Origin of the sequence: Aeromonas sp. A600620, from assembly GCF_029479985.1 — a bacterium.
Taxonomy (GTDB): Bacteria; Pseudomonadota; Gammaproteobacteria; order Enterobacterales; family Aeromonadaceae; genus Aeromonas; species Aeromonas veronii_A.
This window is the reverse complement of the sequence record NZ_JAAKXB010000015.1, coordinates 29,096-43,674: the sequence shown is the minus strand read 5'-3', so window position 1 is coordinate 43,674 and position 14,579 is coordinate 29,096. Positions and strand designations below refer to the sequence as shown.

The window sequence follows — 14,579 nt, the reverse complement described above, 5'->3', positions numbered from 1 at the left end:
CTTCCTTTGTGCAGAGTGGCCGATACTGCAAAGGAGCAAAGGGAGAGTTAACGATATGAATCTATGGATGAAAGGGGCATTGGCCGTGATCGGGCTCATGATGGTGGGGGGCGGGGCGGCCTGGTACTTTCTGGGCAAGACACAGCAGCCTGCGAATCCCTGGTATGAAGGGGCGGAGGGATACCAGCAGGCCCAACAGCAGGCATTGGCGCTGGGCTATCCGCTGCTCTATGTGCTGGAGACCCCCAAGTGCCGTCGCTGCAAGGCATTGAACGAACGCTTCTGGCGCAGTGAAGAGATGAGAGTGCCGTTGAGCCGATTGGTCAAGGTGCGGCTCAATCCGGGCAAGGGGGATGGTAGTGAACAGATCCTGCGCCGTTTTCCCAAGGTGGCCACACCGCCCGGCATCTATATCCAGCAGCCGGGTCAACCCCTCAAACCGATCAAGATAGTGGTGGATATACAGCAGATCTGGATGCCGGGGAAAACCTGGCTGCGGGGCTTCTATATGCCGCTTTCCGCCGCCGGATTCGAGGCGGTGGTTCACACCACTCTCTCCTTGCAGGATCCGGCGATGGACAATGCCCCCCTCGATTGAGGCGGGATCAGCTGAAGTCGAACAGGCGGGACATCAGTACCGCATCTTCCCGATCATTGCCGGTGCCGTAGTAGTCGGCGCGGCGGCAATACTCGGCAAAGCCGGCGCTCTCGTAGAGGTTGATGGCGGTCTGGTTGCCTGCCCGCACCTCGAGAAACCAGGCCTCTGCCCCGGCTTGTTTGCTGCGAGTCAGGTAGGCTTGCAGCAGTGTCCGTCCCAACCCCTTGCCCTGAAATTCGGGGTGGACACAGATATTCATCAGCGAGCTGTCTCCGGCCACCAGATCCGAGATATAGAAGCCGGCCGGGCGACCATCGACCAGCATCAAGCCGTTGAGATAGCGAGGACCGAAGCAGGATAGCAGGTTGGCCTGGCTCCAGGGCTCCTTGTGGGCGGCCTGCTCTATGGGATAGACAAGGTCGAAATCGGCTTCGAGCAGGGGACGAAACTCAGGCATGTTGACTCCGGGTGACTGGGTGGAGGATGTCGGGGTTGGCAAAGACGACTTTTGTAAAATCAGGTAAAAAGAGCGGCTTCCAAGAGGGCGTTGAAGGCATGATGCAGAATCATGCCGTACTGTTCGCCAGGTGTCGGCGTAGTTGTTGCCACAGGGCGCGCTTTTGTGCGGCACTGGGGGCCAGCGGACAGATCAACGCATCGGGTCGTTCCGGGTTGGCCTCCGTCAGCCAGAGCAGCGGTGAGGCATCCGCCGTTTGCAGGTTGGCAGGCGGCAGCTCGCTGAGCAGTGAGACCTCGTCGGGGGTCATGCCGAGCAGCTGGCAGATATCCGCCAGCAGCGTGGTGGCAGGCAGCTGAGGCGCCAGCAACCAGAGTTTGCCGCTGGGCAGCGGAGCGCGGGTGGCCGGTGCTGTCTGGTCGGGCTGCACGGCATCTTGCGCAAGCTCGGGTACGAGATCTGCACCCAGCAATGCCGGACGACGCAGTTGCCAGCTTTGAATGCCCATGCGGGCCAACATGCTCTGACGAACGGGATCTTGCATCTGGGGCGACTCACTCTTGATCTGCGTTGGGGAAAATTGTGTTGCGCAGGGTACACTCGAACCGCTTTTGCTGCACCCTTTGCAACGCATCATCTGGCGCATGCGGGCATGGTGCCATCACGACACTGGCTATGCATGGGCGCAGCACGCTGCCGATACGGTATCGCACTGCCTTTGCGTTTTTTCCTGCCAGAGGCGGGTATTGTGCGGCAAGAGATACCAGAATAAACATCATAACAAGACAAAACCCAGGGTCGAGCAAATGGATATCACGCCTTGGGGCTAACATCATCCCAGCTTCGGAACACTCTCTATGTCGTCTTTAGCTCAAGCCCAGAACCCTGCGCGTCTTATTCCCATCCAGGAGCGCCTGCCCCGGCTGCTGGCAGCCCTTGGTGAGGGGCTTTATGAACGGCAGGATGCCCTGCGCCTCGGTCTGCTGGCAGCCCTCAGCGGTGAGAGTGTCTTCTTGCTGGGGCCACCCGGTATCGCCAAGAGTCTGATTGCCCGTCGCCTCAAGCTGGCCTTTCACGACGCCCGCCACTTTGAATATCTGATGACCCGTTTCAGCACACCGGAGGAGGTATTTGGCCCCCTCTCCATTCAGGCGCTGAAAGAGGATGGCAAATACCTGCGCCTCACTGCCGGCTATCTGCCGGAGGCTGAGGTGGTGTTCCTCGACGAGATCTGGAAGGCGGGTCCCGCCATTCTCAACACCCTGCTCACCGCCATCAACGAACGGCAGTTCCGCAATGGTGATAGCCAGCATCCAATCCCCATGCGGCTGCTGGTGACCGCCTCCAACGAGCTGCCGGCGCCGGACAGCGGGCTGGAAGCGCTCTACGACCGGATGCTGGTGCGGATCTGGATGGACCGGGTGCAGGAGAAAGCCAACTTTCAATCCATGCTGGCCAGCGACGGTCACGCCCACCAGAATCTGCCGGAATCCCTGCAGATCCGGGGGGATGAGTACGAGCAGTGGCAGAGCCAGATTGAGCAGGTGCGCCTGCCGGATGCCTGTTTCGAACTTATCTATCAGCTGCGCCAGCAGCTAGACAGCCAGCTGGCCCATCGCTGTTATGTGTCGGATCGCCGCTGGAAGAAGGCGGTACGGCTCATCAAGGCGAGCGCCTTCTTCAATGGCCGCGATGAGGTCGCACCGGTGGATCTGCTGCTGTTCAAGGATTGTCTCTGGCATGACGAGGAGTCCCGCACCGCCCTGCTGGAGATGATGACCGAGTTCTCCCGTCTCTACGGTTATCAGCAACTGGCCTTGACCCGCCAGCTGCTTGCCCTGCGGGATCAATTCAAACAGCTCAAACAGGGCGTGGCACAACGTCTCTGCTGCAAGGCGCGCAAGCGCAAGCAGTGGTTTGGCCGACGGGCGAGGGGGATCGAGATCCCCCTCGCCAACGCCAGACCCTTTGGCAAGCAGGTGCACTTCCATCTGCTCACCCCGGCACCGCTGGATGGCAGCGATCCCGAGCGTCTCACCAGCACCCTGGTGTTCGATCGTACCCTGCTTTCCCATTGGCATCCGACCGGCGAGGCGCTGGTGGGTTATCAATATGGCAACCCGAAAGAGGGACACTACGAGCTGGTACTTGACGATGAGCTGCGCCTGCAGGTGCTCGATATCCAGCGCCAGCAGATCCCGCTGGTATTGATGGAGCGCAACGCCATCCCCGAGGTGGTGCTGGAGCCCTGGCTGCAAGCGCTTGATGAGCTGCTTGCCCAGGTTGGCAAGGTGGTACTGGAGCTTAAACAGCAGCGTACTCTGTTCGATCGTCATCGGCAGCACCTCTTTATTGCCCAGCGCTGGCTGCAACAGGTGGAGGACAGCTTCTTCGTGCTGAGCCGGGATCTTGAACTGCTGCGCGGCGAGCTGACACAGTGGCGCGAGCGGTTGCCAAGGCTGGACGAGTAAGGAGCGCTCATGCTTGAGATTGGCATGCTGGATCTGGGACTGCTGATTGGCGAAGGGGAGCTGGCAGGGGAGGTGGCACTTTTGCTTGCTGCGTCGCCCAAGATCTCCGAGTTCATCAAGCGCTCCCCGCTGCAGGGCAAGCTGCTGAAAAAGCGCCTGCAGAGCTGGGGTGAGCAGCTTGGCGAGGAGATCCGTCACAAGCCGGTGCCGGTGGCGCTGGAGCAGGAGTACCTGCTCTATCAGGCGCACCGGCAGTTGCCGATGACCGAGCTGATTGGTCGCCTGCCCGCCCTGCTGGAGTCGCTGGATCACTACAGCCCCTTTGCCGGTGAGGCCCGTTCGCTGGTTCGCCAGCTGATGGCTCACCCCACCGAGGGGCTGCGCCAGCTCTTTATCGACAAGTGGCGTGCCAGTCTGGTGGGGAGCCTGCTGCAACTGCAGCAGCAGATCGCCGAGGCGGAGCGGGAGAAGCAGCGTCAGGAGATTGAAGATCAGCTGCTGGCGAGCCGCACCCTGGCCGATGCCCTCGATCCGAACCAGATCTCAGCCGGTGGTCTTTGGGATCTGGCGCAGGGGCACTGGCACAAACGCAGTCTGGTGCTGGTCAAGCAATACGCCCGTATGTTGCAGCGCGAGCCCTTGCTGGCGGAGATTGCCGCTCTTCTCGGGCGCAGCGAGCGGGATCGCCGGGCGCAGGAGCAGCCGGTGCCACCGGTTCAGGTGCTGGAGCTGGAGCCCGCCCCCAGCGACGATGTGCCGGACGACCTGGTGGGCATCCACCAGGCGAGCGACCTGATGCGGCTACTGCCAAGCGAGGCGGTGATGCTGGGGCTGCCGGAGCTGGAGCTGGAGTTCTACCGCCGCTATCTGGAGCGGCGCCTGCTCAGTTACCAGTCACGCGGCACCTTGCCGCGCCAGCGCATCATGCTGCGCACCCCGGAGCAGGGGGGGCAGCAGTTGCAGCAGCGGGGCCCCTTTATCGTCTGTGTCGATACCTCCGGCTCCATGGGGGGCTATCCCGAGGAGTGTGCCAAGGCACTCTTTCTTGCGCTGCTCAAGGTGGCGATGGATGAGAAGCGCGGTTGCTACCTGATGCTCTTCTCTACCGAGGTGGCGACCCTTGAGATCACCGCCGATACCGGACTGGACAAGGCGGAGCGCTTCCTCTCCATGAGCTTTCACGGTGGTACCGATCTGGTGCCTTGTCTGGAGAAGGCGCTGGTCAAACTCGATGAGCCCGCTTTTGCCAAGGCAGATGTGCTGGTTATTTCGGACTTTATCGCTCAGAGTCTGCCCCATGCCCTGCTCGAGCAGATGAACCGCTATCGCCAGCGCCAGACCCGCTTTCACGCAGTGGCCATGTCCCGGCACGCCAAACCGGCACTGTTGCGGGTCTTTGACAACAGCTGGCTGCTCGATTGCGGTCTGCGCGGCCGGCTACTGCGGCGCTGGCAGCATCATTAGTTACCGGGAGGGAGCCAGCCCCCTCTTTCGCTCTGTATCCCCCTCCTCATTCCAACGTTATGATATTGCTGTAAAATGTGAGATGAAACCCATTCAAGTCCTCTCTCCTTGCGGTAGCCTTTACAGCCGTTGTTACAGGGTGATTTTCCGGTATCGGGTCGCCTGCTGCTCTTTCCCCATTCATCCGGAGTGTTTATGAGCCGACTTGCCTTGCTGCTGTTGCTGGCGGTATTCGGGCTGGCAGCCAGACCCTTGTCCCCCGAGCAGTTGGAAAATGAACTGGAGGAGATGGAGCAGGTCCATCAGCCTATCGAGTTGCTGCGGGAGCGCGTTGCTCGCTTGCTGCGGGATGGCAGCGACTATCCACCGTCCCAGCTGATGCGGATCAGTCGTCTGGCTTGCTGGGCCCAATCTGCCGATGACATCCAGGCGTCTCGCCGTGCGATTGCGTATGCCGACAGCCAACTGGTGCTGGCTCAACAACGGGGAGATGACGCAGCCATTGCCGAGTTACTCATCTGTCGTGGCTGGTTCAATCAGCTGCTCGGCGAGGTGGCACAGGCCCGTCGGGATTATGATGAGGGGCTGCGGTTGGCAGGGGAGGCCGCTGTGCTCAAGCTGGAGGCGCTTGCGCTGTCCCACCGGGGAGCCATGTTGTCGTTTCAGGGGGCGTCAGGGCAGGGGCTGGTGGATCTCACCAGGGCGCACGACATCTACGAACGGTTGGGATTGACCACCTGGTATAACCGGGCGCAGCTCGAGATTGCCGCCGCGTTTCGCCGCATGGGTCTCTATGCCGAGGCGCTCACTACCCTGAACCGGTTGCATGAACACTTTGCCCACAACCATGACGGGTTCGGTTTGGCCAGGATGAGAGAGCAGCTGGCTCTGGTCTATCTGGAGACGGGGCGCTATCAGGAAGCGCAGCAGGAGCTCGAACGTAGTCTCGCCTTTTTGCAACAACCCGAGTACCGGATTGAACATGCGGATCGTCAAGTGATGCTGGCGGAGGCTCTGCTCGGTCTGGCGCGCCTGGAGCAGGCCGGACGCTTGCTGGCGCAGGCAGCAGGCGTGCTCACCCCTGAAGTTGATCCTATCCTCCACGCCCATCTCGAGCTGGTAATGGCCAAACTGCAGGTGAAAATGCGGGATCCGGTCCCGGCCTTGAGCGCACTGGCGAAGATTGAACCGATCCTGAAGGCTGAGGGGCACACTCGTTACCTGATGGATCTCTACGCAGTGCGCAGCGAAGCATTCGAGCTGCAAGGGGACTATCCGGCTGCGCTGGCGGCCTTGCGGGATCATTTGGTGCAAGAGCAGCGCCTCGACCAGATGCAGCGAGAGCAGAGTACAGCCTGGGTGCGCGGCCAGTTTGAACTGACCCGCCAGGCGGAAGAGAACAAGCGGTTGCGGGTCGAGCAGCAGTTGCAACAGCAGGAGCTGGCGCGGATCAAGGAGCGTCGCTTTTGGTTGCTGGTGGTGATGGTGCTCTGCGGGGGCGTGGTTTTGCTGATGATGAGATGGTTGCTTGAGCGCAATCGGCGAATGCATCGGTTGGCCTTTACCGATGAGCTGACCGGTATCGATAACCGGCGTCGGGTGCTGGTGGATGGTCGTGAACATTTTGAGCTGGCCCGCAGACAGCAAATGCCCTTTTCGCTGTTGCTTTTTGATATCGACCACTTCAAGCGGATCAACGATTTGCTGGGGCATCATCAGGGAGACCGGGTACTGCAGTGGGTATCCCGAATGGTGGCAAGAGAGTTGCGGCAGCAGGATCTGTTGGGCCGCACCGGCGGAGAGGAGTTTTTGGCGCTGCTGCCGGAGACGGGGCTGGAGGAGGCGTCTCGTGTGGCGGAACGGATCTGCTCCAGGATCGGTCAACGGGCGTTGCCCGGTTTGTCTCATCCGGTGACCATCAGCATCGGGTGTGCTTGCCTGCGCGATGATGATCAGGATCTGGCCGCGTTGATCCGTCGTGCAGATGCTGCTCTCTACCGCGCCAAGGGGGCTGGGCGCAACCGGGTGGAAACAGACAACTGACGGACTGGGTATTTTTCACCCGTACGGGTATAATGCCGCGCAATTTTGCTTTGACTCAGGCGAGAAGACCCATGTAACGCAACCCTCCTCCCTCTCTCCACCAGGTTGGCAACACGCCAGCTGGCGTGGCTTTTGTTGCGTATACATGTGCCGTGAGCGGCATTCCGGATTTATTCCCACGGTGGCTGATGCCACCGCTCAATAGAAGAACGTTGAATTATGTCAGCTGAATTTCTGAGTGAAGTCTCCAAGAGACGCACTTTTGCGATCATTTCGCACCCGGATGCGGGTAAAACCACCATCACCGAGAAAGTCCTGCTGTTCGGACAGGCCATTCAGCGCGCCGGTACCGTCAAGGGCCGTGGCTCGGGTCAGCACGCCAAATCCGACTGGATGGAGATGGAGAAGCAGCGTGGTATCTCCATCACCACCTCGGTGATGCAGTTCCCCTATGCCGATTGTCTGGTCAACCTGCTCGATACCCCTGGTCACGAGGACTTCTCCGAAGATACCTACCGTACCCTGACCGCGGTCGACTGCTGCCTGATGGTCATCGATGCCGCCAAGGGTGTTGAAGACCGGACCCGCAAGCTGATGGAAGTGACCCGTCTGCGTGATACCCCCATCCTCACCTTCATGAACAAGCTGGACCGTGAAGTGCGCGATCCAATGGAAGTCATGGACGAGGTGGAGCGCGAGCTGAAGATCATGTGCGCCCCCATCACCTGGCCTATCGGCTGCGGTAAATCCTTCAAGGGTGTCTATCACCTCTACAAGGATGAGACCTATCTCTATCAGAGCGGTCAGGGCCACACCATCCAGGAGAAGCGGGTGGTCAAGGGGCTGAACAACCCGGATCTGGATGCCGCTGTCGGCGAAGATCTGGCCCAGCAACTGCGCGACGAGCTGGAGCTGGTGCAGGGCGCCTCTCCCGAGTTCGATCACGATGCCTTCATCGCTGGCGAGATGACCCCGGTCTTCTTCGGTACCGCACTGGGTAACTTCGGTGTTGACCACATGCTGGATGGCCTGACCGACTGGGCGCCGTCTCCCATGCCGCGCAAGGCCGAGAGCCGCGAAGTGGTGGCGACCGAGGAGAAGTTCTCCGGTTTCGTGTTCAAGATCCAGGCAAACATGGATCCGAAACACCGCGACCGTATCGCCTTTATGCGTATCGTGTCAGGCACTTACAGCAAAGGCATGAAGATGCGCCACGTGCGCATCGGCAAGGATGTGAACATCTCCGACGCCGTGACCTTTATGGCCGGTGACCGTGAGCAGGCGGAAGACGCCTTCGCCGGTGACATTATCGGTCTGCACAACCACGGCACCATCCAGATCGGTGACACCTTCACCCAGGGTGAAGATCTCAAGTTCACCGGTATCCCGAACTTTGCACCGGAACTGTTCCGCCGCATCCGCCTGCGCGACCCGCTCAAGCAGAAGCAGCTGCTCAAGGGGCTGGTCCAGCTCTCTGAAGAGGGTGCGGTGCAGGTGTTCCGTCCGCTGATCAGCAACGATCTCATCGTCGGTGCGGTCGGTGTGCTGCAGTTTGACGTGGTGGTTTCGCGCCTCAAGAGCGAGTACAACGTCGAGGCCATCTACGAGGCGGTCAACGTCTCCACCGCCCGCTGGGTGGAAGGGACCGACGTCAAGAAGTTCGAAGAGTTCAAGCGCAAGAACGAGGTCAACCTGGCTCTCGATGGCGGTGACAACCTCACCTATATCGCGCCGACCATGGTCAACCTGCGCCTGGCACAGGAGCGCCACCCAGACGTGGAGTTCCGTCAGACTCGCGAGCACTGATACTGCTTACCAAATCCCGCCAGATGGCGGGATTTTTTTATGTATCAAGGAGAGGTGATGGTTGAATCGATGAATCCTGCCTGCTCGGCTCTGGCTGAGAGTTATCTGTTATCCCTGCCGGTGGCAGCACGGGCTCGCCATGTCTCGGCGGACTACTTCTGTGCTGATGAACACAATGCCAATCTCTGTGCTTCGCTGGTGGTAGCAGGACGCAAGCGAGCGACCTGTAGCCTCGCTTACTGGTATCTGGAGAAGGGCGAGCGGATGCCGGAACAGGGGGACCTACTGGTGGTAACCGACTGGAGTGGTCAGCCCAAGGCGCTGGTTGAAATAGTCTCGGTCACCTTGTGCCGATTCGATGAGATTGATGCTGCGTTTGCCGCCGAGGAGGGGGAGGGAGATGGCTCTCTGGCTTGGTGGCGCGAGGCGCACAAGGCATTCTTCGAGCGCGAGATGAAGGCTGAAGGGGGCGAATTTGATGAGCACGCCACGCTGGTGCTGGAGCGATTCCGGGTAGTGGCGCTGCCGCAGTAAACGAAGCGGCAAGCAGGGAAGACTCCTGCTTGCCGCTATCACTTTAGAGCGCCAGGTCTAACACCATGCAGATCTCGCAATCCCCGTGGCCGGTGCAGCCAAGGGGGCCGGGCAGGTGTTCAAAGCCCAGTGATTCATAGAGGCTGGTGGCTTCGCGCAAGACCTCGGTCGTTTCCAGATAGCAGCGCTGATAACCAAGCGCACGCGCCTCGTCCAGTGCCTGCAACACCAGCCGCTTGCCAAGACCCAGTCCGCGCAGGGCGGGCATAAAGTACATCTTCTGCAGCTCGCAGACTCCCTCTTCTCCCGCCAATGGTGCGATACCGCCACCGCCGAGGATGGAACCGTCCGGCCCTTCGATAACCCAATAGCGGCTCTTTTCCCCCTGATAGCTCTGGGAGAGGGTGTCGAGATTGGGATCCGAGACGCCATACCCCTTGTCTGCGGTGAGACCATATTCGGCCGATACGGCGCGGATCACCAAGGCGATCTGGGCATTGTCCGCCGCCGTGATGGGGCGGATCTGGTAACCCCGCTGGCGACGGGCGCGGGAGAGGGCGCTGCGATAGAGCCGCAGCCCTTGCCACAGCTGCTCCCGCTCGGACAGGCTCAACTGTGCCAGCATCTCTTCCATCGCCCCGTCCATCTCCCGATGCAGCGTCAGCAACATCGCCTGCCCGTCGGCAGTGAGGCGGGCCTCCTTGCTGCGCCCGTCGGATGGGTGCGGGTGCCAGCTGATAAGCTCCCGCTCGGCGAGGCGGGCCAGCGGACGGCTGGCGTTGGATTTGTCAATGTGCAGCTTTTCTGCCAGCTGCTGGTTGGTGGCCGGGGCATTCTCCAGCTCGATCAGCAGGTGAGCCTCGATGGGTGTGAGGGCCAGGTTGCCGCACTGCTGGGAGAGCATGCCGAGTTCGCGAACCAGATCGCGCGACAGGGCGCGCAGGGGACGGGGATCCATGTCGTGGTTTCCTTTTTAGTTGTGCATGACAACTAAAATAACGTAAAAGTTGTAATTCGCAACCTTTTGCTGTGATGGCTTGCAGAATTTGGGGTGAGCGGCAGCCCCGTTGATTGGGCTGCCGCAGGTGGGGCGGTCGTCAGGCGGCTGCTCTGATGGCCAGCTCCGGGCGGCGGGAGAAGCAGCGGGCGAGCAGCAACATGGTGGCGACGCCTATGGTGCCCAGCACCAGCCAGGGAAGGGCCGGTTGTCCCTGTTGCAACGAGAAGTCATAGAGGGAGCCGCCGCCCACATAGCCGGTCATGCCCCCCAGCGCCAGTCCGAGGCGGCTGAAGCCCATGTAGCTGCCGCGGGCTGTGGGGTTGGCCAGCCGGGTCATCAGGGTCTCCCGGGCCGGTTCGCAGATGATGATCCCCAGATAGAAGCAGGCCAGCAGTACGAAGATGCCGGAGAGGGTGCTGACGAAGGCGACCAGTCCGATCCCCACCGTCATCAGCAGGATACCCGCCATCAGCCGGCTCTCCAGCCGATAGCGCCGCTCGCTGAAACGGGCGATAGGGTAGAGCAGCGCCAGTGACAGCGCCGTTTCCAGGCTGTACATCCAGCCCACTGCCGTGGTGGTGCCGGAGAGCTGCTTGACCAGAATGGGGAAAATCAGCATCACCTGTACCCACAGCATGTAGTAGCCGCTTAAGATCAGCACCAGTCGGCAGAAGGCGCGATCAGCCAGTACCTGTCCCAACCCTTCCCGCATAGGAGTCGGTTTGACCGAGAGGCGGTAGGCGGGCAGCAGGGTCCAGTTGCAGAGCGCCGCCAGGGTGAAGAGCCCAGCGCCCAGCAGGCAGACGTAGGTGAAGTCAAAGCGCAGCAGCCAGCTGCCGAGCAGGGCACCGGTGACGGCACCCGCGCTCTCCAGCATCATCAGCAGGGAGATAAAGCGGCCCCGCTCATGGGGACGGGTAAATTTGATCACCAGTGCCGCCCGTGGCGGGTCGAACAGGCAACCGCCCAGACCCGAGAGGAAGCAGGAGAAGATCAGCATGGCGCCGCTGTCGGCCCAGGCCAGGGTGGCAAAGCCGACGGCGCGCAGCAACATGCCGGTGACGATGAGCGGGCGGGCGCCGAAGCGGTCGGCAAGCGAGCCGCCAAAGATCCCCAGCCCCTGCTGGGTCAGCTGGCGCAGGCCGAGGGCCAGCCCCACCAGACCGGCCGCCCAGCCGAGCTGGTCGACGAAGCGCAGGCTGATCATCGGCATCACCACAAAGAAACCCAGGATCACCAGTGTGGTATCCAGCGCCAGAAACCAGCGTCCCCAAAACCTCGCCCTATCGACCATAACGCCCTCTCATTTACAGATACCTTCATTCTGGAGAGGGTTTAGATATAGTGGTAGACGACAACTACCTATATTTCATATCAGGATTATTTATGTCTATGGATCTGGACGATCTGCAACTGCTGCTGGATGTGGCCGAGCTGGGCAGCTTCAGTCAGGCGGCGGCCATTCGTGGCTGGTCACAGCCGCTGGTGAGCCAGCGGATTGCCCAGCTGGAGGAGAGCCTCGGGGCGCCGCTGTTTCAGCGTCATCGACGCGGGGTGACGCCGACCCGTGCCTGCGAGGAGTTTCTCCCTGCCGCCCGCTCGGCGCTGGCCACTCTGAGCGAAGGGCGGTTGGCACTGCAGGGGGCGCCTGCGCTGCCTTGTATCCGTCTCTCCAGCCTGCCATCCCTCACTTCGGTGGTGTTTGGCTCGTTATTGATGGAGCTGGTGGACGAGCCGTTCGAAATCCGTTGTACCACGGATCACTCCGGCGAGATCATGCAGTCGCTACTGACCGGCGAGGCCGATATCGGCTTTGTGCTCAAGCGCCCGCCGGTTGCGGGCCTGCAGATGGAGCTGCTCTGCTGCTCCCCCATTATCGCTATCGCCTCGCCATTGCATCCGCTGGCCGGTTGTCACGGCCTCACCCTGGAGGATATTGCCGACCAGCGGCTGGCGCCTCAGGTATGGGGGCCGGGGTGTGACGTCTTTATCCAGCAGTTGCGGCGGCTGCGGCGGGCGGCCAGCCCCCTGCATGCGGTGCAGCCCGCCAGTGCGGCGCGGGATCTGGCGCTGGAACACGGGTTTATCACTTTGATGCCGGAGCTGGCCATCAAGCGGGATCTGGAGGTGGGGCGGCTGGTCAGGCTCGATGTGCGCAATCTGCCGCAAGAGCATTGGGATGTGATGATGGCGTGGCGCGGTGGCAAGCGGCCCAACCCGGCCCGGGAAACCGTGTTGGCCACCGCCCGCACGCTGGCGAAACGGTGGCGCAATGAGTAGAACGATGCGGGACAAGGCCCGCATCGGGTGGATCAGTAGCTGGCCTTGAGGGTCACGCCACTGAACGCGGAAAACCCTGACAGCTGCACATGCCAGGTGCCCGCCTTGGGATTGGTGAACGAGCAGCTTTCGTTATTGCCCCCCTTGTAGGGACGGCAGTCGTAACTGCTGCTGGTGGGGGCGCTGCCAAAGCGGACGTAGAGGTCGGCATCACCGGTGCCGCCACTGCTGCTGATCTGCAGCGATCTGGTGCCCGCCGGTACGTTCAGGGTGTAGTTGAGCTTGCCACCCTTGCTGGCGGCGAGGTTGCTCACCGGCACGCCGTTTTGCAGCACGTTGTCACTCGGTGGCGGTGTGGTTCCGCAGCTGGCATCGACCCCGACGGTCTGGAAGGCCCGTGCTACATCCGCCTGACTGTAACCCAGATCGGCGGTCGCCCGGCTGACGCCGCAGGCCCCTTGCTGGTAGTTGGTGTTGGCGCCCCAGTAGAGGCGGTTGGCCAGCAAGAACACTTCAAATGCCTTGCGGGTGTTCCAGCCGCTGCTGGTGGCGAGCAGGTAGAAAGCGCGGTTATAGACCCCTGAGCTGTGGTGTACATCCATCCCCTCCCGATAATCCGCCGCATGGCCGATGGATCTGCCATCCCGGGTCGGATCCTCGAAGTAGCGCAGGGAGCCGTTTCCCTTGAATATCTGCGCGCCGACCAGCCAGTCGTTGCTCCCCTTCATGTAGAACTCGGCCGCTTCCCCCGCCATATCGGAGAAGGCCTCGTTGATGCCGCCGGATTGTCCTGAATAGATCAGCCCGGAGTTCTGCTCGGTAAAGCCGTGGCTCACCTCGTGGGCCGCCACATCGAGGCTCACCAGCGGGTGGAAGGTGGTGGCGCCGTCACCGAAGGTCATCTGGCTGCCATCCCAGAAGGCGTTCTCGTAATTCTTGCTGTAGTGAACCCGCATCTTCAGTTTGAAGGTGAGGGGCGCCGTGTTGTACCAGTTGCGGTACATGTCGAACACCACGTTGCCGAAGTAGTGGGCGTCGTTGAGGGGTGAGTAAGCGCCGTTGATCTCCTTGACCCGGTTCTCCGGGCAGGTGAACTGGTGGATGGCACCGCCAGAGGTGGCGTGGTTGAGGTTGATGGTATCGACGTTGGGGCTGGTCATCCGGCAGTTGTCATCGACGATGAGCGGGCCAAAGTCGGTACCGTAGACGTATTTGCCGGTCTTGATGTTGCCCCCCGGGCCGGTGGCGTCCTTGTGGTTGATCCCCTCCCAGCGTTTGAGCTCCTCACCGCTCTGGGCATCAAGAATGACGAAGGGGCGGCTTGGCTTGTCACCTTCAGCGATGAAGGAGACCTGATAAACCAGCCGGGCCAGCCCGTTTTCATCCTGCATCACGTAGAGTTTGACCTGCTCGTTGCTCCCCTTGCTGCCCGCCTTGGCCTTGCTGGCGGCATCCTGTGGCGAGAGGGTGGCGACCGGGCTTGCCACATCCTGATCGATCTGGCGCAGCATGCGCCCGCTGGCCTGTTGCAGCTGGCCGTTCAGGCTCTTGTCAGCCACCACCACCTGACCCATTACCGGGATGCCGTTCCAGACCTGCTCGTAGCGGATCCGCTGCTGGCCGTTGGGCAGCTTGACCACCCGCACCTGACGAAACTCGCCATCTTCCAGCTGCAAGGTACCACTCGCGGCACTGAGGCCTGTCATGGCCCGGATGCCGTTTGCCGTTACGTTGATCTCTACCTCTTGCGCCGCCAGTGCGGCGCTTCCCCAGCAGGCCAGCGCAACGGCCAGATAAATTTTATTCATCTCTTCTTTCCTTAAATCGATGAGGTTGATAAACCGACCGAAGGTCGGGCGTTTTGAAGCTAGTGCCGGTGGGGGAAAGTGCCCCCTGTCAAAAGTGACAGCGCAGCACAAAGGGGTA

Annotated in this window: 12 protein-coding genes; 7 read left to right on the top strand and 5 right to left on the bottom strand. The window is 61.2% G+C overall.

Features of this window, described 5'->3' with window-relative positions; all coding sequences use genetic code 11:
• The first annotated feature begins 97 nt into the window (after positions 1 to 97).
• The gene (locus G5533_RS16885; RefSeq protein WP_406596058.1) at positions 98 to 598 is read left to right on the top strand and encodes a hypothetical protein; all 501 of its coding nucleotides are present in this window, start codon (positions 98 to 100) and stop codon (positions 596 to 598) included.
• Positions 599 to 605: 7 nt separating this feature from the next.
• Here the strand turns inward: G5533_RS16885 and rimI are convergent, their stop codons facing one another.
• Positions 606 to 1,055, bottom strand: coding sequence for a ribosomal protein S18-alanine N-acetyltransferase (rimI, locus tag G5533_RS16880; protein ID WP_216952883.1), 450 nt, complete (start codon positions 1,053 to 1,055; stop codon positions 606 to 608).
• A gap of 109 nt (positions 1,056 to 1,164) precedes the next feature.
• Entirely contained in the window at positions 1,165 to 1,599 is a 435-nt protein-coding gene (locus G5533_RS16875) for a DNA polymerase III subunit psi (RefSeq protein WP_227341928.1), read from the bottom strand.
• A 313-nt stretch (positions 1,600 to 1,912) separates the two neighbouring features.
• Between G5533_RS16875 and G5533_RS16870 the strand changes: the two genes are divergently transcribed.
• The 5 genes from G5533_RS16870 to G5533_RS16850 all read left to right on the top strand — a co-directional run bounded on the left by G5533_RS16870 (position 1,913) and on the right by G5533_RS16850 (position 9,373).
• Positions 1,913 to 3,526: an ATPase RavA domain-containing protein gene (locus G5533_RS16870; protein WP_266134770.1), complete on the top strand. Its 1,614-nt coding sequence runs from the start codon at positions 1,913 to 1,915 to the stop codon at positions 3,524 to 3,526.
• A gap of 9 nt (positions 3,527 to 3,535) precedes the next feature.
• The gene (viaA, locus tag G5533_RS16865; RefSeq protein WP_216952886.1) at positions 3,536 to 4,990 is read left to right on the top strand and encodes an ATPase RavA stimulator ViaA; all 1,455 of its coding nucleotides are present in this window, start codon (positions 3,536 to 3,538) and stop codon (positions 4,988 to 4,990) included.
• 195 nt (positions 4,991 to 5,185) lie between these two features.
• Positions 5,186 to 7,033, top strand: a complete 1,848-nt coding sequence (locus tag G5533_RS16860; protein WP_441255111.1) for a diguanylate cyclase — start codon at positions 5,186 to 5,188, stop codon at positions 7,031 to 7,033.
• Between the two features lie 216 nt (positions 7,034 to 7,249).
• Positions 7,250 to 8,839, top strand: a complete 1,590-nt coding sequence (prfC, locus tag G5533_RS16855) for a peptide chain release factor 3 (protein WP_085942998.1) — start codon at positions 7,250 to 7,252, stop codon at positions 8,837 to 8,839.
• Between the two features lie 57 nt (positions 8,840 to 8,896).
• The gene (locus tag G5533_RS16850) at positions 8,897 to 9,373 is read left to right on the top strand and encodes an ASCH domain-containing protein (protein ID WP_245132011.1); all 477 of its coding nucleotides are present in this window, start codon (positions 8,897 to 8,899) and stop codon (positions 9,371 to 9,373) included.
• Between the two features lie 43 nt (positions 9,374 to 9,416).
• Here G5533_RS16850 and G5533_RS16845 read toward each other — a convergent pair whose 3' ends face one another.
• Both G5533_RS16845 and mdtH read right to left on the bottom strand, forming a co-directional pair.
• Positions 9,417 to 10,331: a bifunctional helix-turn-helix transcriptional regulator/GNAT family N-acetyltransferase gene (locus G5533_RS16845; protein WP_441255109.1), complete on the bottom strand. Its 915-nt coding sequence runs from the start codon at positions 10,329 to 10,331 to the stop codon at positions 9,417 to 9,419.
• 139 nt (positions 10,332 to 10,470) lie between these two features.
• The gene (gene mdtH / locus G5533_RS16840) at positions 10,471 to 11,667 is read right to left on the bottom strand and encodes a multidrug efflux MFS transporter MdtH (RefSeq protein WP_005340523.1); all 1,197 of its coding nucleotides are present in this window, start codon (positions 11,665 to 11,667) and stop codon (positions 10,471 to 10,473) included.
• A gap of 92 nt (positions 11,668 to 11,759) precedes the next feature.
• Between mdtH and G5533_RS16835 the strand changes: the two genes are divergently transcribed.
• Positions 11,760 to 12,653, top strand: coding sequence for a LysR family transcriptional regulator (locus G5533_RS16835; RefSeq protein ID WP_005340524.1), 894 nt, complete (start codon positions 11,760 to 11,762; stop codon positions 12,651 to 12,653).
• Between the two features lie 32 nt (positions 12,654 to 12,685).
• Here G5533_RS16835 and G5533_RS16830 read toward each other — a convergent pair whose 3' ends face one another.
• The gene (locus tag G5533_RS16830) at positions 12,686 to 14,461 is read right to left on the bottom strand and encodes a M4 family metallopeptidase (protein ID WP_204384234.1); all 1,776 of its coding nucleotides are present in this window, start codon (positions 14,459 to 14,461) and stop codon (positions 12,686 to 12,688) included.
• Between the last annotated feature and the right edge of the window lie 118 nt (positions 14,462 to 14,579).

Bases quoted from the DNA above. Each gene is read 5' to 3' on its own strand.
- G5533_RS16885 (WP_406596058.1), top strand. From the start codon at position 98: ATGATGGTGGGGGGCGGGGCGGCCTGGTACTTTCTGGGCAAGACACAG.
- rimI (WP_216952883.1), bottom strand. From the start codon at position 1,055: ATGCCTGAGTTTCGTCCCCTGCTCGAAGCCGATTTCGACCTTGTCTAT.
- G5533_RS16875 (WP_227341928.1), bottom strand. From the start codon at position 1,599: ATGCAAGATCCCGTTCGTCAGAGCATGTTGGCCCGCATGGGCATTCAA.
- G5533_RS16870 (WP_266134770.1), top strand. From the start codon at position 1,913: ATGTCGTCTTTAGCTCAAGCCCAGAACCCTGCGCGTCTTATTCCCATC.
- viaA (WP_216952886.1), top strand. From the start codon at position 3,536: ATGCTTGAGATTGGCATGCTGGATCTGGGACTGCTGATTGGCGAAGGG.
- G5533_RS16860 (WP_441255111.1), top strand. From the start codon at position 5,186: ATGAGCCGACTTGCCTTGCTGCTGTTGCTGGCGGTATTCGGGCTGGCA.
- G5533_RS16850 (WP_245132011.1), top strand. From the start codon at position 8,897: ATGGTTGAATCGATGAATCCTGCCTGCTCGGCTCTGGCTGAGAGTTAT.
- G5533_RS16845 (WP_441255109.1), bottom strand. From the start codon at position 10,331: ATGGATCCCCGTCCCCTGCGCGCCCTGTCGCGCGATCTGGTTCGCGAA.
- mdtH (WP_005340523.1), bottom strand. From the start codon at position 11,667: ATGGTCGATAGGGCGAGGTTTTGGGGACGCTGGTTTCTGGCGCTGGAT.
- G5533_RS16835 (WP_005340524.1), top strand. From the start codon at position 11,760: ATGTCTATGGATCTGGACGATCTGCAACTGCTGCTGGATGTGGCCGAG.
- G5533_RS16830 (WP_204384234.1), bottom strand. From the start codon at position 14,461: ATGAATAAAATTTATCTGGCCGTTGCGCTGGCCTGCTGGGGAAGCGCC.